Annotated in this window: 20 protein-coding genes and 1 tRNA gene; 12 read left to right on the top strand and 9 right to left on the bottom strand. The window is 36.1% G+C overall.

From position 1 onward, the window contains the following. From HRT72_06320 to HRT72_06305, 4 genes are all read left to right on the top strand, one after another. A partial coding sequence (locus HRT72_06320; protein NQY67322.1) for an aminotransferase class V-fold PLP-dependent enzyme occupies positions 1 to 162 on the top strand: 162 nt, incomplete at its 5' end. Between the two features lie 7 nt (positions 163 to 169). Beyond that, the gene (locus HRT72_06315) at positions 170 to 589 is read left to right on the top strand and encodes a SufE family protein (GenBank protein ID NQY67321.1); all 420 of its coding nucleotides are present in this window, start codon (positions 170 to 172) and stop codon (positions 587 to 589) included. Positions 590 to 591: 2 nt separating this feature from the next. Further along, positions 592 to 903 (top strand): SUF system Fe-S cluster assembly protein, encoded by a 312-nt coding sequence (locus HRT72_06310; GenBank protein NQY67320.1) that lies wholly within the window; start codon positions 592 to 594, stop codon positions 901 to 903. Position 904: 1 nt separating this feature from the next. After that, complete coding sequence (locus HRT72_06305) at positions 905 to 1,417, top strand: DUF2480 family protein (GenBank protein NQY67319.1); 513 nt, start codon at positions 905 to 907, stop codon at positions 1,415 to 1,417. A gap of 51 nt (positions 1,418 to 1,468) precedes the next feature. Here the strand turns inward: HRT72_06305 and HRT72_06300 are convergent, their stop codons facing one another. Continuing rightward, on the bottom strand, positions 1,469 to 3,370 hold the full coding sequence (locus HRT72_06300) for an amidophosphoribosyltransferase (protein ID NQY67318.1): 1,902 nt from the start codon (positions 3,368 to 3,370) through the stop codon (positions 1,469 to 1,471). Between the two features lie 143 nt (positions 3,371 to 3,513). Then, entirely contained in the window at positions 3,514 to 5,121 is a 1,608-nt protein-coding gene (asnB, locus tag HRT72_06295; protein NQY67317.1) for an asparagine synthase B, read from the bottom strand. A gap of 278 nt (positions 5,122 to 5,399) precedes the next feature. On the opposite strand from asnB, the gene HRT72_06290 reads away from it, so the two are divergent. The 4 genes from HRT72_06290 to HRT72_06275 all read left to right on the top strand — a co-directional run bounded on the left by HRT72_06290 (position 5,400) and on the right by HRT72_06275 (position 11,497). Then, positions 5,400 to 7,784, top strand: a complete 2,385-nt coding sequence (locus HRT72_06290; protein NQY67316.1) for a TonB-dependent receptor — start codon at positions 5,400 to 5,402, stop codon at positions 7,782 to 7,784. 26 nt (positions 7,785 to 7,810) lie between these two features. Then, positions 7,811 to 8,293: a DinB family protein gene (locus tag HRT72_06285; GenBank protein ID NQY67315.1), complete on the top strand. Its 483-nt coding sequence runs from the start codon at positions 7,811 to 7,813 to the stop codon at positions 8,291 to 8,293. Between the two features lie 71 nt (positions 8,294 to 8,364). Then, entirely contained in the window at positions 8,365 to 10,437 is a 2,073-nt protein-coding gene (locus tag HRT72_06280) for a Na+:solute symporter (protein NQY67314.1), read from the top strand. Between the two features lie 154 nt (positions 10,438 to 10,591). Further along, a complete protein-coding gene (locus HRT72_06275; GenBank protein NQY67313.1) occupies positions 10,592 to 11,497 on the top strand; it encodes a nucleotidyltransferase in 906 nt (301 codons plus the stop codon). Positions 11,498 to 11,502: 5 nt separating this feature from the next. Here HRT72_06275 and HRT72_06270 read toward each other — a convergent pair whose 3' ends face one another. Both HRT72_06270 and HRT72_06265 read right to left on the bottom strand, forming a co-directional pair. Continuing rightward, positions 11,503 to 11,877, bottom strand: coding sequence for a response regulator (locus HRT72_06270; GenBank protein ID NQY67312.1), 375 nt, complete (start codon positions 11,875 to 11,877; stop codon positions 11,503 to 11,505). A gap of 127 nt (positions 11,878 to 12,004) precedes the next feature. After that, positions 12,005 to 12,334, bottom strand: a complete 330-nt coding sequence (locus HRT72_06265; GenBank protein NQY67311.1) for a hypothetical protein — start codon at positions 12,332 to 12,334, stop codon at positions 12,005 to 12,007. An 841-nt stretch (positions 12,335 to 13,175) separates the two neighbouring features. On the opposite strand from HRT72_06265, the gene HRT72_06260 reads away from it, so the two are divergent. Together HRT72_06260 and HRT72_06255 are read left to right on the top strand one after the other, a co-directional pair. After that, positions 13,176 to 13,439 (top strand): hypothetical protein, encoded by a 264-nt coding sequence (locus HRT72_06260; GenBank protein ID NQY67310.1) that lies wholly within the window; start codon positions 13,176 to 13,178, stop codon positions 13,437 to 13,439. Between the two features lie 35 nt (positions 13,440 to 13,474). Continuing rightward, entirely contained in the window at positions 13,475 to 14,062 is a 588-nt protein-coding gene (locus tag HRT72_06255) for a nitroreductase (GenBank protein NQY67309.1), read from the top strand. A gap of 2 nt (positions 14,063 to 14,064) precedes the next feature. Here the strand turns inward: HRT72_06255 and HRT72_06250 are convergent, their stop codons facing one another. From HRT72_06250 to HRT72_06230, 5 genes are all read right to left on the bottom strand, one after another. Then, positions 14,065 to 14,703 carry a hypothetical protein gene (locus HRT72_06250; GenBank protein NQY67308.1) on the bottom strand — a complete coding sequence of 213 codons (639 nt, stop codon included), beginning with the start codon at positions 14,701 to 14,703 and terminating at the stop codon, positions 14,065 to 14,067. A gap of 463 nt (positions 14,704 to 15,166) precedes the next feature. Then, positions 15,167 to 15,967, bottom strand: a complete 801-nt coding sequence (locus tag HRT72_06245; GenBank protein NQY67307.1) for a T9SS type A sorting domain-containing protein — start codon at positions 15,965 to 15,967, stop codon at positions 15,167 to 15,169. Positions 15,968 to 16,241: 274 nt separating this feature from the next. Beyond that, positions 16,242 to 16,315 (bottom strand) — tRNA-Ala (locus HRT72_06240). 42 nt (positions 16,316 to 16,357) lie between these two features. Further along, positions 16,358 to 16,801 carry a YtoQ family protein gene (locus HRT72_06235; GenBank protein NQY67306.1) on the bottom strand — a complete coding sequence of 148 codons (444 nt, stop codon included), beginning with the start codon at positions 16,799 to 16,801 and terminating at the stop codon, positions 16,358 to 16,360. Between the two features lie 153 nt (positions 16,802 to 16,954). Beyond that, on the bottom strand, positions 16,955 to 17,722 hold the full coding sequence (locus HRT72_06230) for a glycosyltransferase family 61 protein (GenBank protein ID NQY67305.1): 768 nt from the start codon (positions 17,720 to 17,722) through the stop codon (positions 16,955 to 16,957). Positions 17,723 to 17,984: 262 nt separating this feature from the next. Here HRT72_06230 and HRT72_06225 point away from each other — a divergent pair, with 262 nt between their 5' ends. Both HRT72_06225 and HRT72_06220 read left to right on the top strand, forming a co-directional pair. Continuing rightward, the gene (locus HRT72_06225) at positions 17,985 to 18,863 is read left to right on the top strand and encodes a fructosamine kinase family protein (protein NQY67304.1); all 879 of its coding nucleotides are present in this window, start codon (positions 17,985 to 17,987) and stop codon (positions 18,861 to 18,863) included. Between the two features lie 88 nt (positions 18,864 to 18,951). Then, positions 18,952 to 20,257: class I tRNA ligase family protein (locus HRT72_06220; protein ID NQY67303.1), on the top strand; the 1,306-nt coding region annotated here is incomplete at its 3' end.

Genomic DNA, 20,257 nt, shown 5'->3' with positions numbered 1-20,257 from the left:
TTAGGAATCGCTGTTAGAACAGGACACCACTGTACAGAGCCCTTGATGGCACGATATGGTATACCGGGAACTGTTAGAGCTTCCTTTGCGTTCTACAACACAAAAGAAGAAATAGAAGTACTGGTTGAAGGATTGAAGAGAGTAATAAAAATGTTTGCTTAAGTCTATTATGACAATAGAAGAATTACAGAAAGAGATAGTAGAGGAGTTTGGTATGTTCGATGACTGGATGGATAAATACGAGCACATCATTAACCTTGGTAAGGAGTTATCTGAATTAGCTGAAGAGCATAAGAACGCAGACAACATTGTGAAAGGATGTCAGTCTCAAGTGTGGTTACATACAACAGAAAAAGACGGTTGCATCCATTTCGAGGCGGATAGCGATGCGATCATTACAAAAGGATTAGTTGCTATTATGGTTCGAGTATTATCGGATCATAAAGCTTCAGAAATAGTTGCCGCCAAAATGGATTTTATTAACGAAATTGGATTGGCAGAACACCTGTCTCCTACTCGTTCAAACGGACTTTTGGCAATGATAAAACAAATGAAATTACATGCGTTAGCATATTCATCAAAACAATAATTATGGATAAAAAAGCATTAGAAGCAACGATCATAGAGATTATTAAAACCGTATTCGATCCCGAGATCCCAGTGGATATATACGAACTCGGATTAATCTATGAGGTTAGAATCGCCGATGATGGAAATGTAGTTATTATCATGACACTAACATCTCCAAACTGCCCGGCAGCTGAAAGTATGCCTGCAGAAGTTGAGTCGAAAGTAACAGGTATTGAAGGTATCGAATCAACAAAAGTTGAAATTGTATTTGATCCTCCTTGGACGCAAGACATGATGAGCGAGGAAGCTAAATACGAAATGGGCTTTATGTAAAATGTCGGAAGAAATCAAAAATAAAGTTGCGCAGAGTAGTTTAGTTACTATTTATCTGGAAGATTATTATCCAGAAGGAGAACGTATTTTGGTCGATATTAAAGACCAGCTATTCAAAGGATTTGCTCTTAAGGAAAAAGATTTCAGACAATTCATCAAAGACACCGACTGGTCTATTTACCAAGATAAATATATTGCCTTAAGCTGTTCGGTTGATGCGATAATCCCCGTTTGGGCTTACATGCTATTGACTCAAGCTATTGAGCCTTTTGCAAAAAAAGTTGTTCTCGGTACTCTTGAAAATTTAGAATCGAACTTGTTTCAAGATATTATCAAAAAGATGAATGTAGACAAATACCAGGACGCTAAATTGGTTATAAAGGGTTGTGGCCAACTACCAGTTCCTGATTCTGCATATGTGGCTATAGTTGAAAAACTTAGACCTATTGCTGCAAGTATAATGTATGGAGAAGCATGTTCTACCGTGCCTCTTTACAAGAAGAAGAAAGCTTAATTAAATTTAGAGCTATTCATTCCTGAACTTGTTTCAGGATCTTTCTCAAAATTAATAAGCCCTTACATTCTTCCCTTCCATAAAATTTATGAAAGCTCTTGAAACAACTTTGTTACCTCCAGGAGTTGGATAATCTCCAGAGAAATACCAATCCCCAGTATGATCAGGACAAGCACCGTGCAACCCTTCTAATGTTTGGAAAATAATCTCAACCTCAGCGTTAACTGTATCATCCACTAATAACTCGCTTATCTTTTCAGATATTTGCTCACTAGTAAACGGACGATAAATCTCTTTTACATAGTTTACATAATCTTCAGAAGCATATCCTTCTTGAGCTTTACACTTCTCATAAGCATCGTCCATGATATTCTCTTGCAAGGTATCTTTTAACAATGCAACAGCCGCTCTAAATGCAATAAAGTCTCCCAACTTGGCCATGTCGATACCATAACAATCTGGGTATCTAATTTGCGGAGCAGAAGAAACAATAACTATTTTCTTTGGAGACAATCGATCTAAGATCTTAATAATACTTTGCTTTAAAGTTGTGCCTCTAACAATTGAATCATCAATAATCACAAGGTTATCTATCTTGTCTGTAATCGTTCCATAAGTGATGTCATACACATGGGCAACCATGTCGTCACGCGCTTCGTCGCTTGTAATAAACGTCCGGATCTTTACATCTTTAATTGCGATCTTTTCGATATTCGGTTTGATAGAGAGAATGTCTTCCAACTTATCAGGATCCGGATTTGCACCCAATTCCAATATCTTTCTCTTCTTAACTTCGTTGAGATATTCATTTACTCCATCAACCATTCCGTAAAAGGCAGTCTCTGCTGTGTTCGGAATAAAAGAGAAAACGGTTCTTCTTAAATCAAAATCAACAGCTTCAAATATAGCTGGACAAAGTAATCGTCCCAACTCTTTTCGTTCTTGATAGATGTCTTTGTCATTACCCCTTGAGAAGTAGATTCTTTCAAAAGAGCAAGCCTTCTTTTCGCAAGCTTCTAACACTCTCTTCACCTCAACCTTTCCTGCTTTTGTAACAACTAATGCTGTACCTGGCTCAACCTCTTTGATCTTGTCAATATCAACATTAAACGAAGTTTGGATAGCCGGTCTTTCAGATGCCACCACTACTACCTCATCATCTTGGTAATAATATGCTGGTCTAATACCACTTGGATCTCTTAAAACGAATGCATCACCATGTCCAATCATACCGCACATCACATAGCCACCATCCCATTTCTTAGACGACTCTTCAAGTATCTTTTGAATATCTAAGTTCTCTCCAATTAACGGAGAAATATCTTGATTAGATAATCCACCATCTTTAAACTTCTTGAATAATTTTTCATTTTCCTCATCCAAGAAATGACCAATCTTTTCTATTACTGTAACCGTATCTGATTTCTCTTTGGGGTGCTGACCAAGTTCAATCAACTGCTCAAAAAGCTCATCTACATTCGTAAGATTGAAGTTACCTGCCAAAACAAGGTTTCTCGTTTTCCAGTTATTCTGTCTTAAAAATGGATGACAATATTCAATATTATTATTTCCAAAAGTTCCATAACGAAGGTGTCCTAAAAGAAGCTCTCCCATAAAAGAAATATTCTCTTTGAGCCACTTACCATCGGTAAGCTTCTCTGGGTTCTCCTCTAGAATTGCAGCAAACTTCTCATTAATCGGATTAAATACATCCTTAATTGGAGTTGACGAATTCGATCTTCTTCTGTTGATATATCTGGTACCAGGTGTACTATCGATTTTAATACTAGCAACTCCAGCCCCATCCTGACCTCGGTTATGTTGCTTCTCCATCATTAAGTGCAGCTTGTTTAAGCCATACAATGGAGTGCCGTATTTTTTAATATAATAATCTAGTGGATGGAGTAATCTGATAAATGCAATGCCGCACTCATGTTTGATTTGATCACTCATTTGTTGTACGAATTAGAAGTGAACTCCATAGTCAGGCAAATTTAAGTCTTTTATCTGTCGGAAAAAAGGTTTCCGATATCGATAGTTATGAATAGTATACTAACAAAAAAAGCCTCTAAAAAGAGGCCTTTAAGATTCGATTATTACGAGCTAACGTTGTCTCCTTCGTACGTTTTAACGTGCTCATTATTCGCTCTACCTGAAGGATCAAGATTAACTTGCCATTTTGGTATCCACTGCAATACAGTTTTAATTGCTGATTCTTGCGGATAATGTTTTTCGAAAATAGTACGGTAATAAAACGCTTCCTTAGTCATTGGTGTATTATGAGGAAACCGAGTAGATGCAGTTGCAAAATCGTCATCACTAACTTGTGATTCTGCATGAGCAATTAACTCATCAATCCAATTGTAACCAACTCCATCCGAGAATTGCTCTTTTTGTCTCCAAAGAATTCTTTGTGGGAGAAACGGATTTTCTTTATCATCAAAAGCCATTCTGATTGGTTTCTTCTCGATGATTCCTTTATCTCTGTTTCCTTGTTTATGCTTTGGATCTAGTAGCATAGAAACCTCTAAGAAATTTTTATCTAAAAATGGAACTCTCGCTTCAATGCCATGAGCCATTGTAGACTTATCAGCTCTCAAACAATCTGCAGTAGATAATCGTCCTACTCTATCAATCGTTTCTTTTTGGAATTCTTCTAAGCTAGGTGCATTGTTGAAGTACAAGTAACCTCCGTAAATTTCGTCAGCACCTTCACCGCTTAACACAACTTTAATTCCTAAATCAGCGATAGCTTTAGATAAGAAGTACATCGGTGTACTTGCTCTAATACTTGTTACATCATAAGTTTCAGCATGCCAGATAAGCTTATCCAAAATTTTGATCCCTTCCGCTACAGAAAAATAAACTTCGTGATGCGTTGTCTTGATGTGAGCCGCTACTTCTCTGGCTGCAATTAAATCTGGAGCATCCGCATTAAGTCCAACTGAAAAAGAATGTAATTCTGTTCCCGTTTTATCCATCGCTCTTTTTGCAATTGCTGATGTTAAACTAGAATCTAAACCTCCTGAAAGAAGTACACCTAAAGGTACATCTGTCATCAATCTATCTTCAGTTGCTTTGATCAATGTGTCCCTTATCAAATCTAAATTAAGATCGTTGGTACAAACTTTATGATCTAACCAAGTTGGATTGAAGTACTTTACTAATCCATCCTCTTTTGTGTAATAGTGTCCCGGAGGAAATGCCTCGAATTCTACACATTGGTCAGCAATAACTTTCATTTCAGATGCAAAGAACATTGCTCCGTTAGTATCTTTACCATAGTATAATGGCTTAACACCGATTGGATCTCTACCAGCAATAAATTTATCCCCGTCTAAAACAACGAAAGCAAAAACTCCACCAAGCTTGTTACAGAAATCGTATCCATACTCTTCGTATAAATGAACAATTACCTCACTATCGCAAGTAGTTCTAAATGTTTTGTGTGATAATTCACCGTCTCTTAATTCTTGATGATTATATATCTCTCCATTATGAACAACCCATGCAGTATCTGTTCCCTGGATTGGTTGCTTACCCGTTTTTAAGTCGATGATAGAAAGTCTCTCATGAGAAAGTAAAGATCCGTTCTCTTGAACATAAATATCCCGTTCATCTGGACCTCTGTGGTTCATCCTGCTAGAAATTTCTCTAGCTAATTCAGGATCTGTTTTACCAATGATGGCAAGTATACCGCACATAATAATCTTTTATTTAATTAAAACGCCTATTGACGCTACTTTACCCCTTAAAAAAAGGGTAGCAAAAATACTAATAAAATTCCATAACAAGAGTGTTATCATCAACAGACATTTTTCTGGTTATTAATTAGATATATTTCGTTACAGCGTGTTATAAAGCTACCTCTTCTGAAAGAATGCAATCTTAACTATTTGCAATTATGAGACTTAAAAAACACCTATTTAATCGTACCTTATTTATCGTTATTTTAGAGTATTAATGGCGTAAAATCCAATCTATGATAAGGCATCTCATTTCACTTCTACTTGTATCATTCCTAGCGCTAAACAGCTTTGGACAACTTACACAATCAATTACAGGAACAGTAATAGATAAACAGTCTCATTATCCTATTCCAGGAGTACAGGTAATTATTTCAGCTTCCGATCCTCTTATAGGAACGGTAACTGATATTGATGGGTATTTTAGAATTGATAATGTTGATGTAGGAAGAACTACAATAGAAGCGAGTTTTATTGGGTATGAAAAAATTGTTCTCTCTAACCTATTACTAGTTTCTGGAAAAGAGTTCAATATTAATGTTCAATTAGTTGAAGAAGTTAATTCTCTCAATGAAGTAGTTATAAAAGCAGATATAGATAAGCGAGAAACTAAAAACAAACTTGCCACAGTAAGTACTCGAACATTTTCGGTTGAAGAGGCCGGTAGATATGCAGGTTCACTACAAGACCCCGCTCGAATGGCGCAAAACTTCGCTGGTGTTGCATCTGGAAGTGACGACAAAAATGACATCATTATTCGAGGCAACTCGCCTTTAGGTGTTTTATGGAGAATGGAGGGAATCGATATTCCTAGCCCAAACCATTTTTCGACCCTTGGAAATACTGGTGGAGCTGTAAGCATGTTGAATATTAATAACCTCTCAAATTCTGATTTCATGACTAGTGCATGGAGCGCTGATTATGGTAACGCAACTTCTGGCGTATTCGATTTAGAAATGAGAAATGGCAATAGAGACAAACGAGAATATGTTGTGCAGATGGGATTCAACGGACTGGAGTTTGGAGGAGAAGGCCCTTTCAAGAAGGGAGGAAAAGCCTCTTATATTTTCAATCTTCGCTATTCTACTCTGCAACTATTCGATTATGTAGGCATCGATCTAGGAGTCGGTTCGGCCGTTCCTGAATATCAAGACATCACATTCAAAGTAAATGTACCTACTAAAAAAGCCGGAAGATTTACACTTTGGGGTTTAGGAGGAACAAGCAACATCGAATTTAAGCCAAGCGCGGAAATTGATACAACAAACCTTTATGCAGACAACAACGAGAATACAGTCTTTGCTTCAAACACTGGTGTTGTTGGACTATCACATACCTATTTCTTCAATAAAAGCACGTTCTCAAAATTAGTATTGGCTGCCTCAAACACTGGAACAAAAGGCAAAGTGGATACTTTATCTCTTCAAGATGAAAGGGTTAACCTATATGGGTTCGATCGATCTCAAACTAAATACTCCATCAATTACAAAATCAATAAAAAATTTAATGCAAAGAATACCCTTACAACAGGGATAATTGGAGATCAATACATACTAGATATTAAGGACAGCGCATATGTTCATTACGTTGATCCTATACTTGGAATGGTAGATTACTATAGAATAATTGCCAATAATAAGGGGAATGGATTTCTACTCCAGAGTTATATATCCTGGCAACACAAATTCAGCAATAAGATTACTCTTAATTCAGGACTCCATTCTCAACACTTTATGCTTTCCAAAGCAAATGCCCTAGAACCAAGGCTTGGCCTAAAAATAAGAGCAAATAAAAAACATACGTTGGGTTTAGGATGTGCTATGCACAGCCAAAACCAACCCATTCCGATTTACTTTAACGAGCTAGCCAACGATTCTACGAATGAAGTTTCGCTTCCCAATAAATCTTTAGATTTTACAAAGGCTATACACGCTGTTATAAGTCACGATTATTTTATTGGGAAAAATGTACGTCTTAAAACAGAATTGTATTATCAACATTTATACAACATACCTGTAGATCCAAATAATCCAACAAGATCTATGGTTAACGAAGGTGCTGGATTTGCACTTCCATCAGGGACCGGTTATGTAAATAGTGGAACAGGTAAAAATTACGGCCTAGAACTCACACTAGAGAAGTTCTTGAGCAATGGTTTATACTATCTAGTTACTTACTCTTTGTTTGAATCAAAATATAAAGGATTTGATAAGGTTGAAAGGAATACTGCTTTTAATGGCACATATGTATTAAACGGACTAGCCGGAAAAGAATTTACCTTTAAAAACAAATCCAGCCTATCGTTCAATATAAGAATGACTTATGCCGGCGGAAAAAGATACACGCCTATTGATATTGAAGCTTCTATAGATAATTCTCGTCAAATCGAATACTTAGATCAAGCATACACTCAAAGACACAACCCATATTTCAGAAGTGATTTTAAAATAACATTTCAGATAAATAAAGAAAGACTTTCACACGCAATTGCTATTGATTTACAAAATTTAACCAATCAGAAAAACGTATTTGAATATGGATATAACGTAAGAAATCAGCGTATAACAACTGTTTACCAAAGAGGATTTTTACCAGTAGTATTGTACAAGCTGGTCTTCTAATAAAACAACTATCTACAATAATTCTTTTGCTTTTTTCTTTGAATTGTTGGTCACAATCATTTCTAGAGGAGTTTGAAGAAAAGATCTCTAACTCGAAAGATTACTCCCTGGAAGTATTGGAACTATTCCCAGAAGGTAAATTGGATTATAAAGCAACAGAAGAGATAAGAACGGTTCGAAAACAATTTGAACACCTCATCGAAAACATGCTGTGGCTAAGTAGCTCATACCTCTCCAAAGAACAAAAAGAGATTGAAGGTTCTAGTCTCAAAAAAATGAACAAACAGCAAATCAAAGATGAACTATCTATAGCATTCGATTATGTTTTAAAAATAACTAAAGCATTCAATGAATCTCATTTAAACGAGAAAGTAGATTTCTTCGCAGGAGAAAAATCTAAGCGTAAAATGTTTGTGCTTATTAATGATCATATAACTCACCATCGCGCACAGCTTCTAATCTACCTTCGATTAAACAATATTAAACCTCCATCTTATAGAGGTTGGTAGTGAACAAACGTGTGTCAAGAACTCTAGATTAATCTTCCATTAACAGATTAATATCTTCCTATTTTCGTTCTATGAATTTGCAATGGATTGACTGGGCCATAGTAGCTGGCTTTATGCTTCTCTTTCTTTGGATAGGGCTTCGTTATCAAAAGAAAGCCAGCGGTAGTGTGGCCGACTTTTTTCTAGGCGGGAGAAATCTTCCTTGGTATATAGCCGGACTATCTATGGTGGCCACAACATTTGCCGCCGACACTCCCCTTGCCGTAACAGAAATTACGGCAACCAAAGGCATTTCTGGTAATTGGTTGTGGTGGAATATGGTTACCGGAGGCCTATTAACCACATTTTTATTCTCACGACTTTGGCGTAGATCAGGAGTTGTTACGGAATTAGAGTTAATCGAATTTCGATATTCAGGGAAAACGGCTGCGTTTTTAAGAGGCTTTAAATCTATCTATTTAGGCGTAGTGATGAATTGCATGATTATCGCCTGGGTAAACATTGCCATGGCCACCATCATTATGGTATTCTTCGAGATAAGTCAGATCGAAGCTATTTGCTACACCGGTTTATTGATGCTAGTAGCTTCCTTTTATTCTGCCTTATCTGGATTATTAGGAGTAGCAATTACAGATGTTATTCAATTTACAGTCGCAATAATTGGTTGCGTTGTCCTAGCATTTTATGTAGTTAATTCACCAGAAGTAGGAAGTATTGAAGAAATGAAAACCATAATGGGTGATGACTTTTTCTCTCTTTTACCATCTCAAGCAGCTCCTGAAAAAGAAGCCACAAACAGCTTTGTGGGTTACTCATTAACCATTGGTGGATTTTTAGCTTTTATGTGTATACAATGGTGGGCATCATGGTACCCAGGTGGAGAACCGGGAGGCGGAGGTTACGTCGCACAACGTATGTTAAGTACCAAGGATGAAGAACACTCATTTAAGGCCACATTGCTTTTTCAAGTCTGTCATTTTTGTTTGCGTCCGTGGCCTTGGATAATCGTTGCTATATGTGCGGTATTCCTTTATTCGCCACAGATTAATTTCCCAAATGATTCCACAATAATAAAAGCGCAGTTTTTTCATGAGGCGATCAATTCGGACGACCAAAAAGTGAAGGCAATTAACCTTTATCCTGAGGTAACGGAAATGTGGGCGAATGAAGAAAAGAAGGCAATTTTAGAAGCTGGAGTTGGAAACTCAAAACGTTTAGTGTCTAAAGACATGGAAGTCCTTTATCCATCTCTATCAAAAAGATTTGAAGAAGATCCTAAATTCAGACAGAACATGGACTTTGCCTTCGCTCCGCGTCTAGGTTATGTTTTTGCAATGAAAGATTATCTCCCAACAGGATTAATTGGATTACTATTGGCGGCATTTTTAGCTGCTTACATGAGTACCATTTCCACGCAAGTAAATTGGGGATCCAGCTTTTTAGTTAATGACCTTTTTTCGCGATTTATTAAGCCTTCCTCCGAATATGAAAGTGAAGAAATAGCACAAAGAGATTATGTAAAATGGGGACGAATTTTTAGTGTACTCATTATGATAGTTGGATTTTGCATCAGCTTTATTGTAGAATCTATTTCTGGAATTTGGGAATTAATAATGGAATTTGGAGCTGGATTAGGATTGGTTCTAATCTTGAGATGGCTCTGGTGGAGGATAAATGCTTGGTCAGAAATTACAGCGACAATTGCTCCAGCATTTGCCTATTTTATTTGCAAGATTTTTATTGAACCATCTTTTGAACTTGCCGATGGGAGTAATGTATTTATCGCTAACAAAGGTACTTTCCTTGTCACAGTCGGATTTACAACCATTGCTTGGCTTGTAACAACCTACTTAACATCTCCTGTAGATCGAAAGCACCTGTTGACATTTTACAATAAAGTAACACCACCTGGATCATGGGGCCCTGTTCGCGCTGAAGCTGAAAACACAGAACAACAACCAATCCTTTGGCAATTGATAGGTTGGGTTTCATCAAGCTGTATGGTTTATGGTGTATTATTTTCAACAGGATATATACTACTTGGTAATGAGGGAAAATTTAAGTTAACTCTAGCAATGGCAATAATTGGTGGTGGCCTAACTTGGTACTCCATTCGACAAACCGTTGCTAAAAACAGAAGATGAAAAATAAAAATTTGTGAGAAGAGATCTAATCAGAACAATAACATTCACTTCAACGTATTAGTTGTTCTGAATATCGTATTGCTATATTATTAACTTTACTCACGGTGACATCAGTCATATTGCTGATGAGAACGTGAAAAAAAACTAGATGAGAATGGGAGCGAAACCAACTTTATTAATTCTGGCTGCAGGAATGGGCAGTAGATATGGAGGACTTAAACAAATTGATGGTATTGGACCAAACGGTGAACCGATTATTGAATATTCTATTTACGACGCGATACAATCTGGATTTGGAAAAATTGTATTTGTTATCCGGAAAGAATTCTATGACGACTTTAAAAGAATCTTCGACAGATTCACAACCATGATTGATGTACGGTATGTGTTTCAAGAGGTAAATGTAGAAATGGAAGGAATTGATCTTGGAGAAAGAACAAAACCGTGGGGTACTTCACATGCTGTTTTAGTAGCTAAAGACGACATTAACGAACCTTTTGCTGTAATTAATGCCGACGATTTTTATGGTCCTGGTTCATATAAGATCCTTGCCGGTTTCTTAAACAACGAATGCAGCAAAAATCTTTATTCTTCTGTTGGATACATATTAAAAAATACATTATCTGAACATGGAACTGTAAATAGAGGTGTATGCAGCGTGGATGAAAACAAACACCTTATTGAGGTTATTGAAAGAACAAAGATAGCTGACCAAGATGGTACATTAACTTATGGAATTGGAGAAGAAGAAACTGGTTCCGTTGATGGTAATTCATTTGTATCAATGAACTATTGGGGGTTTCACCCTAGTATTTTTGATCATATCGAAAAAGGTTTGAGAAACTTTATGGAAGAGAATAAGACTAATCCTACTGCAGAATATTACATTCCTAATATTGTAACCGATCTAATTGAATCTGGTCAAGCAAAAGTGGAAGTGTTACCAACGGAAGAAACATGGTTTGGGGTAACTTATAAGGAAGACAAACAACTTGCCATCGATTCCATAAATAAACTAATTGGTAATAAGGTTTACCCTACTGATCTTTGGGACAACTAAATTATTTATTGCTTAAAGGCTCGTTTCGGTTTGCGATTTAAATCTGCTCCAAAAAGACCAGATTTTCCTTCACCTGCATTACTATTTTTCGCTTTAGAAAAACCTTCCTTTTTAAACCTCCTAACTAGTTTTACGGCAAGGTTTACTTTGTCTCTATTTAAAACTTTGTTTAGATACAACTTAGCACCAAGATTCAAACAGCGGTTAATCTGCTCAGGCTTAATAGTGGTGGTGAGTAATACTACCGAAGAGCCATCAACCTGCTCCTGATTTAACTTCTCTATAAAGTCCACACCATTCATTACAGGCATATTAATATATAAAAATATTAAATCCGGTGCCGTTTCATTTTGCTCTGCTAACTCTTGCTTCCATACCATTATTCTTAATAGTGATATTGTGAGCTATATTCATTTTTTCAATAAGCTTTGAATTTAAATAATTTGTAGTCTCATTGTCTTCTATCAAAAGAATCTCATTCAACAATGCCCGCTTGATTAGCGCTGCCTAGTAAATTTTACTAGACCTGAATAATAGCTTTAATCTAATAAGAGTAGAGCGGTTATTCATATTCGAATTAATGGCATTAAATGCTTTCAGAAACTCGACTCCATCACCAACAGCACCCAGACTGGCTATTACATAACTAGGGAGTATATTACCATTTCTACTTTGCTCAGCTAAATAGTCCAAGGCATCAATGGGATCGCTTTTCACCGAAATTTTCCCTACAAATTTAGATCCTGATAAATGCTTCACATTATTGGCCTTTGTTCTAGCATTTTGATCTATGACCATTGCTTCTTTAAGTTGTCCTATTTGTGTTTGAGATTTCATCGCTTTATATATATTTATTATCTGTTTAACCTATTAGTGTTGTTGTGTCTAATTATACCGCTATCGCTTAAATCCATTATTATTATTCTATAGTTCATTTCCGGACTATGAAAGAAATTATATGTCTTTATACTGCTTATTTTAGTCCCCATTTTTCACTATTCAATCATTATATTATACTTATTATTACACTTCTGTAATATTTATACTCATTCAATTCTAAAAACCATTATAACTTACCACTTTTACCACATAAGCCTTTGTTTATAAGACTTATAACAAGTATTAAGAAATAAACTAACCTATCGGATAATTAACTAATCATAAATAAAAACGATTCGTTAGTGACAATAATCATTAATTAATACGCTATAAAGCAATTGTAAATAAACAAAATCTACAAAGCGCCCATTTTTATCCATCCAGGTAAGAACACCTCTACTAGAGGCTCTATAATTTTCTAATTGATTCAAAATATCAAGAACAACACCCTATTACATTACATCTAAGTAATATTTATTATGTGTACTTCATGTAAATAACAAGAACCACGACTATCTAAGACAACATAAATTTGATAAGTAACAATTACTCTTTACAATAAATACTGATGTAACTCATTGTTAATAAGTAGATAACAAGTTATTTTATTCCTGAATCGACCACCACATCACACTCTCCGTGCAATAAAGATAATTGCAATAAATAGCTGTATTGCCATTCAATTTCTTTTTATATAAGTTGCCATCGAATTCAAATATCCGACACTACAAATGAATATTGATACGATGAGCGCTATTGATTCACAGAATAAGATTGTCACTAAAAATTAAATTTCCTTATGCTGAAAAATGTACCAACGACTCAAAATTTTAACGATGGCAAAGTAAGTCTTGAAGAAATTCAAAAAATAGCTAAAGCACTATTAAAAAAGTTAGATGATAGTGAATTCATTGACAGCCTACATCTCTTAGGGATGGACAATGCATCTATAAATAGGATGAAAAAGCAAGAAGAATTATTAGTAGGGGAGTTAAATAAGTGCTCTAATCTTGAGTTAAATTTAATCCGAGTGGAACTAGACCTTAGGTTGGTACAATTATAATTAGAGTATTCGATTTCATTAACTTTCCAAATAAAATGGAGAGCCAACTTGAGGTTATAAGGGAGATTATAAGTAACCGTAGAACTTTAAAGCCCGAAAGGTTTTCTGACAAACGCATTGATAAAAAAATACTAGAGGAGATCGTTGAAAGCGCAAAATGGGCTCCTACGCACGGACTAACACAACCTTGGCGTTTAAAAATATTTTACAATAAAGGACTCGAACGGTTTGGAAACTTTCATGCCCAATGCTACAAAGATTCGGTTTCGCCCGAACTCTTTAATCCAAAAAAATACGATCAATATAAAAGCAGACCTATAAAGTCTTCAGCTCTAATTGCAGTCTGTATGAGTAGGCAAGAATCCGAAAAAATACTAGAAATGGAAGAGATCGAAGCTGTGGCATGTGCGGTACAAAACATGCACCTTACGGCAACTGCACATGGAATATGTTGTTATTGGGGAACGGGAGGAAAAACCTACTCGGAAGAAATGAAAGAATTTTTAGGCTTAGGTGAAAAGGATAAATGTTTGGGGTTATTTCATTTAGGATATCCTGAAGGTGAATGGCCAACTTGTTCACGAAACCCTTCCTCCGAATATTCGGAATGGATAGAAGACTAGATCTACCAATATCCCATCCAGTCGATATATTTAATCTTGAAATTGTTTTTAATCCTTCTTCTCATTACTCTCATTTTATCCCGAACAGATGGTGATCCCTTTGTCTTTGCACTCATCTGATGTGGAAACGGAATCTTTGGAATATCTCTTTCTAAGAAGGCACAAAGCTTATCCCATTTATCTCCTTTCGTAAAATCCAAAACCAATAAATCGGTTGGTCTCTCTTTAAAATACTCAATCACACCTTGGTTATGTGTATCGTAAACAGCAATTGAATTATCTCTATTGTCCTTTAAAATGCCTTTTCCACGTCCATAAATCCATTCGTGAAAAGCACTAGGCAAATCACCAAAATGATTACTCGCACTTTTATACCAAGATTCCGACTCTCTAATTGTCAGAATAAATTTAGAACCGGGAATTCTCCTGTCGAGCTCTCTATATACGGTAAACCATGGCTTATCTTCTAAAGCATCATAATCTTTTATAATACTTAGAACCTTATCGTAATCACCTTTAAGAATAGGAAGTAACGCTTTTGGACTTTCTCCAAGAACCTTATACCCAAGTTTTGATAAGGCAATATCTAAAGTAGTTGTGCCCGTTTTTTCAAAACCTATACCGATAATCTTTCCTTTCATCGTTATTCTATAAAAAGCAACTGAACATAAAGGTAGTATCTACTAAATTCGTCTCTGATCTTAACCCTAAAAAAATATGTAAAAAATGTAGCCATGTTCTTTAGGTTTCCTAAGTTAGTGTTTCTCTCTTTTTTATATAATAATAACAGGGCAGAACAGAGGAACGAGACCCCTTTAGGTTTAGAGTGTAATAAACTTGTGAACAATGATGGTCCCCTCTGTTCATCTACCGATATTCCGATCAGTTCTTTAGGCCTTTTGAGCCTGTTTTTAGTATAGTGGAAAGGCAGTAGAATCGTCCTATTAAAACAATTTAGTTATGAATAAAGATAAAGAATACCTTGGTATTGATGTGTCATCAAAAGACTTTGATGTTTTATATGCAAATGGAGATCATAAGTGTTTTAAAAACAGCTTAGTTGATTTTAGTAGTTTTGTTAAGAGTTTGTTATGGAGCGTAATATTATTGCTTAACAACTTTGATGGTTCGATTACCTTGCTCTTCTCTTATTCTTATCAAATATAATCCTGATTGGAATTCCTCAAATCGAATTTCAACAGTTGAATAATCATTTTCTAAATTCTTTAGTCTTTTACCATCATTAGAGTAAATTTCAAAACTCCTTTTTTGTGCGGTTCCTGAAAAGTTAAGATAGAGTGAGTTGTGAATAGGGTTATTAAAAATAAGATCTGTTTTGGAGATTCTGCTCTCTTTCAATCCCAGCGTATTACATGAATTGGAATTACTAGACCAATGTTCTTTAAAATCATTGTAAGCAATTTTTTTGTTTTCGTCACCTATATAAGTCCCATCTGATAAAAGGGAAGCATACCCTTTGATATATCCAGTAATACTGTCATTAGAAATCTGAAGGGGATATTCTCCTTGTGTATTATAATGATTTCTGTAATCTCCGATAATATCCCAACTATTTTCTATACTGTCGATTAGCTCAAGAAAAACGATTACTTTATCATTACTATTTCCAATATTTGATGAGGCGTAGCTGATAGGCCCATTGCAATCTTGATCAGTCCCATTCCAGACTCTAATAGTATCTCTTTCTTCCATTCCATTTAGAACATCTATTATTTCAATTTCTATACCATCGCTGTCTACTAATATTATTTCACCAACTATGACATTAAATCCTGGGACATTGAAGTTAATATCACAAAACATCCCAGGGATAAAAGAACATGCCGAGATCTGGGAACTTGAAATGGAACAGTATACAAGAATGATTAATAGCAGTCTTTTCATAACATTTATTCTATTACCCCAATAGAAAACTTGACCCTCGAAGCTTTTGGTATGACCTAGTTGTATGCTCTCATAATAGCAGAGATAAACGCAATTGCGTTTATCTGCATTATATACTAAAGTAAAGTATCTGAAATAAATAAGATCAATTAACCTCGCGGTTGGAAGCTAAAGCTATTAGAAGATTATTCTATACAATTTGTTTAAACCATATTTAAACCAAGACCAAAACAAAGGGCCTTCAACTTACATGAAAGCCCTTCTATCATTGGAGTGGAGAATATCGGAGTCGAACCGATGACCTCTTGCATGCCATGCAAGCGCTCTAGCCAACTGAGCTAATCCCCCGTTCTACTTACTTCAAATTTCATCATTCTAAATGAGAAACTACTACAACTCCGAAGTAATATTGTATTCCAAAATAGCAATTGCTTGTTCTGTGGTATGGCAAACGGCAGAAGCTTGTGCATCTACTTCTTTTAGAGCATGCGTAAATTCTTCTGGGTGAATAACAATTAAAATCTTTCCTTTTGCAATAGCATAACCGGCATCGAAAGCTGCATTCCATTGGCGATATTTTTCACCAAACTTTACTATTACAATATCGGATGCATTAAGATTTGTTCGTATTCGGATGTTGTTAATCTTTGCTGCTTTATTGTCTTTCCAGAAGTTGTTTTCTTCTGCACCTAATATAAATACACCAACATCATCGCTACTGTCGTGATCACAATTTGGTTGGAGCAAAGTATAAGGTAAATTTGATGCCTCCACTGCCGCGTAAATTTCTTCTCTCCAATTCGAATGGATCTCTCCTGATAAAAAAACCTTCATATTATTCTTATTTCATTTAAAACTCGCACAGCTATTGGGCGATACTTAACGGTTTAAGAGAAGGTGTGAGTAACAAGTACCCACATCTAATCTATCTACGTGGTCCGATTGCTCGAGTAGCAAAAATATAAATTATGATCTTCTCTAGGAATATTATCTTCCGAAATACTGCTGAGTCAATTCACTGCTTCGTAACCAGTTTATAAACTTGTTGCAATCTACTGTAATATGACTCTCTTCATATGGATGAGAATAGAACCCGATTCCTTTGGCTTCACACAATCTTTTAAAATGGGGCCTCGATTCAAATCCAAATTCCACGGCTACCGTATTGTCCTGCATCCAAACTACATTTCCTAAACCGGCTCCATGTTGAGCAATAATCAAAACCGCCTCATCAAAGAGTCGAATTTCATCTTCAATCAACATGTTTTCCAGCTGTACATTCTCAAATTCAAATGAAGATCCAACTATAGCTCGGATCGAATCAGATAGTTCTTGATGGTTTAATATTGATCGACGCGATGTTCCCGCTCCCTTATTATCGGCCTCGTTCAAAAAGTAATTGCTCGGAGGCAACCTCTCAATTAGTAAAACCTTCTTTGGCTTTGAGCATTCTATTATGTTCAATTTATCAAAGAAACTCTTTCTAAAATATCGAAATTCGGATATTCCAATATTCACAGCATTAGGGTTCATCCCAACTAATTTTAACGTCTTGCCGTCTGGGTTTCCATCCTTAGATATTACCTGTACTCGCCCTTTGAACATTTCCACAAAGGTGCTGGTTAGTTCTCCGAAATCTTTTACCGCAAACACCACATCCGAAGTCGTGTTGTTTATAATATAGTTTAATGGAATAACTAGATCTAGAATAAAATGATAATAGTGTTCAATGTTACCAGTTGATATCGGTCTCAAAAATATCCTCTTATTTCTCTTTGCAAACAAAAGAACAATAACACGATTAATCTTAACGCGAATCCCTTTCAAAATTCGACGTACCTCTTTATACAATGCTATTACACTCATAAATTAATAGGAGATTGTAACTCCGTGATGCAAATATATTCATACGGCGTTCAATAAGTTTACCTTAACAGACAAAGGGCCATTTCAATTTCCAACCGATTGTCTATAGATTAAAATTAAAGTACATTCGATTCAAAAGAAATTTACCTCAATGCCCTCCAAAATATATCCTCTTTTAGAGATTATTCTTCATCAGCATACAGGTGCTGAAACCAAAATATACGAACATCATTCTGTATCGGGAGGAAGTATTAATAGCTGTTATAAACTGATTACAAGTACAGGTACTTTCTTCTTAAAAACCAATCAAGCTAATCGATTTCCCGAAATGTTTAAGCTCGAAGAAAAAGGGTTAAGCTTACTCAGAGAAACAAAAGTGTTCTCCGTACCCAATGTTATTATTGCAGGAGAAGATAGTGACATCACGTTTTTATTAATGGAATTTGTAGCTAATGGGAAAAGAGAAGTAAACTTCTGGCACCACTTTGGTGAGAGCTTAGCCCGATTGCACCAACATACCAATGAATCCTTCGGATTAGATCACAATAATTATATCGGATCATTAGAACAGATAAATAACACAAATGGAGACTGGGTTTCTTTTTTTATTGAAGAGCGAATTGAATCACAACTGAGGTTGGCTCGCGACAATAATAAAATTGATAGATCCTTTTCCAAAATGTTCGATCGCCTTTTTCATAAACTTGAAGACTTATTTCCTGTTGATAAACCAGCCTTACTACACGGGGACCTTTGGAGCGGTAATTTCATGACCGATTCGGGTGGAAAAGCAATAATTATTGACCCAGCAGTTTATTATGGTCACCGTGAAATGGATATTGCTATGACCAAACTCTTTGGAGGTTTCGACCCCGAATTCTATCATGGCTATAACTCAACTCTACCTCTAGAGTCGTCTTGGGAAGACAGAGTAGATGTTGCTAATTTATACCCTCTTATGGTGCACGTAAATCTATTTGGTGGAGCCTATGTACAGCAGGTGGAACATATTCTTCAACGATTCGCTTAAATCGATAGCCCTTTCTGTTGGTTTTATTGACTTTACTACTTGTTAGCGGTATATTTGCCTCCGCTTATTTAGCGCTAATAAAATCAAGATTTTGAAAAAATACACGGAATACAAAGCACTCGATCTCCCTTCTATCGGAAAGGAAATGTTGGATAAGTGGGAAGCAGAAAACACGTTCGATAAGAGTATTGCTAATCGAGATGGAGCTGAACCGTTTGTGTTTTATGAAGGACCTCCTTCAGCCAACGGTATGCCTGGAATCCACCATGTAATGGCTCGTGCTATCAAAGATATTTTTTGCAGATATAAAACACTGAAAGGATTTCAAGTAAACAGGAAAGCAGGTTGGGACACACATGGTTTACCTGTTGAGTTAAGTGTAGAAAAAGAATTAGGCATTACCAAAGAAGACATTGGGAAGAAAATTTCGATTGCGGATTACAATAAGAAGTGTTCTGAGGCGGTAATGAAATACACCGAAGTTTGGAACGACCTTACCCGTAAAATTGGTTACTGGGTAGATATGGAAAACCCATACGTTACGTACGAAACCAAATACATCGAATCCGTTTGGCACTTGTTAAGCAAGCTATACAACAAAGAATACATCTATAAAGGATATACGATTCAACCTTACTCCCCAGCTGCCGGAACAGGATTAAGTACACACGAACTAAACCAACCGGGATGTTATAAGGATATAACGGATACAACTATCGCCGCTCAGTTTAAAATTATCCGCGATGATAAATCTGAAGTGCTTTTTGAATCAGATGAGAACGCTTATTTCTTAGCTTGGACAACCACACCTTGGACCTTACCTTCCAACACTGCTTTGGCCGTTGGAAAAAACATTGAGTATGTGGTCATCAAAACTTTTAACCAGTACACATTTGAAGCGGTTAAAGTTCTCGTAGCTATCGATCTAGTTGGAAAATGGTTTAGTGGAATCTACAACAGCGAATTGAACTTGGCTGATTATACTGCGGGAGATAAAAAAATCCCTTTTGAAGTAGTTGGGAAATTCAAAGGATCCGATTTAGTAGGAATGAAGTACGAGCAATTATTGCCATACACGCTTCCTCATGAGAATCCAGAAGAAGCTTTTAGAGTAATTGAAGGAGCATTTGTTACCACTTCAGATGGTACAGGTATTGTTCATATTGCACCAACTTTTGGAGCGGATGATGCGCGTGTTGCCAAAGAAGCTGGCGTTCCTGGAATGATGGTTTTAGATGAAAAAGAAAACCCAGTCCCACTTGTAGACATGCAAGGAAAATTCGTTTCCGAGATGGGCGAATTAGCTGGGAAGTATGTTAAAAACGAATATTACGAAACGGACGAAGCTCCAGAAAGAAGTGCTGACGTTGAAATTGCGATTAAACTAAAAGAAG

Source organism: Flavobacteriales bacterium (assembly GCA_013214975.1).
Lineage (GTDB): Bacteria > Bacteroidota > Bacteroidia > DT-38 > DT-38 > DT-38.
Note: the sequence above shows the minus strand (reverse complement) of the source record. Positions and strands in the feature narration are given on the sequence as shown.

Coding starts and splice junctions, on each gene's coding strand:
- HRT72_06315 (NQY67321.1), top strand. CDS start 170: ATGACAATAGAAGAATTACAGAAAGAGATAGTAGAGGAGTTTGGTATG.
- HRT72_06310 (NQY67320.1), top strand. CDS start 592: ATGGATAAAAAAGCATTAGAAGCAACGATCATAGAGATTATTAAAACC.
- HRT72_06305 (NQY67319.1), top strand. CDS start 905: ATGTCGGAAGAAATCAAAAATAAAGTTGCGCAGAGTAGTTTAGTTACT.
- HRT72_06300 (NQY67318.1), bottom strand. CDS start 3,370: ATGAGTGATCAAATCAAACATGAGTGCGGCATTGCATTTATCAGATTA.
- asnB (NQY67317.1), bottom strand. CDS start 5,121: ATGTGCGGTATACTTGCCATCATTGGTAAAACAGATCCTGAATTAGCT.
- HRT72_06290 (NQY67316.1), top strand. CDS start 5,400: ATGATAAGGCATCTCATTTCACTTCTACTTGTATCATTCCTAGCGCTA.
- HRT72_06280 (NQY67314.1), top strand. CDS start 8,365: ATGAATTTGCAATGGATTGACTGGGCCATAGTAGCTGGCTTTATGCTT.
- HRT72_06275 (NQY67313.1), top strand. CDS start 10,592: ATGGGAGCGAAACCAACTTTATTAATTCTGGCTGCAGGAATGGGCAGT.
- HRT72_06270 (NQY67312.1), bottom strand. CDS start 11,877: ATGGTATGGAAGCAAGAGTTAGCAGAGCAAAATGAAACGGCACCGGAT.
- HRT72_06265 (NQY67311.1), bottom strand. CDS start 12,334: ATGAAATCTCAAACACAAATAGGACAACTTAAAGAAGCAATGGTCATA.
- HRT72_06260 (NQY67310.1), top strand. CDS start 13,176: ATGCTGAAAAATGTACCAACGACTCAAAATTTTAACGATGGCAAAGTA.
- HRT72_06255 (NQY67309.1), top strand. CDS start 13,475: ATGGAGAGCCAACTTGAGGTTATAAGGGAGATTATAAGTAACCGTAGA.
- HRT72_06250 (NQY67308.1), bottom strand. CDS start 14,703: ATGAAAGGAAAGATTATCGGTATAGGTTTTGAAAAAACGGGCACAACT.
- HRT72_06245 (NQY67307.1), bottom strand. CDS start 15,967: ATGAAAAGACTGCTATTAATCATTCTTGTATACTGTTCCATTTCAAGT.
- HRT72_06235 (NQY67306.1), bottom strand. CDS start 16,801: ATGAAGGTTTTTTTATCAGGAGAGATCCATTCGAATTGGAGAGAAGAA.
- HRT72_06225 (NQY67304.1), top strand. CDS start 17,985: ATGCCCTCCAAAATATATCCTCTTTTAGAGATTATTCTTCATCAGCAT.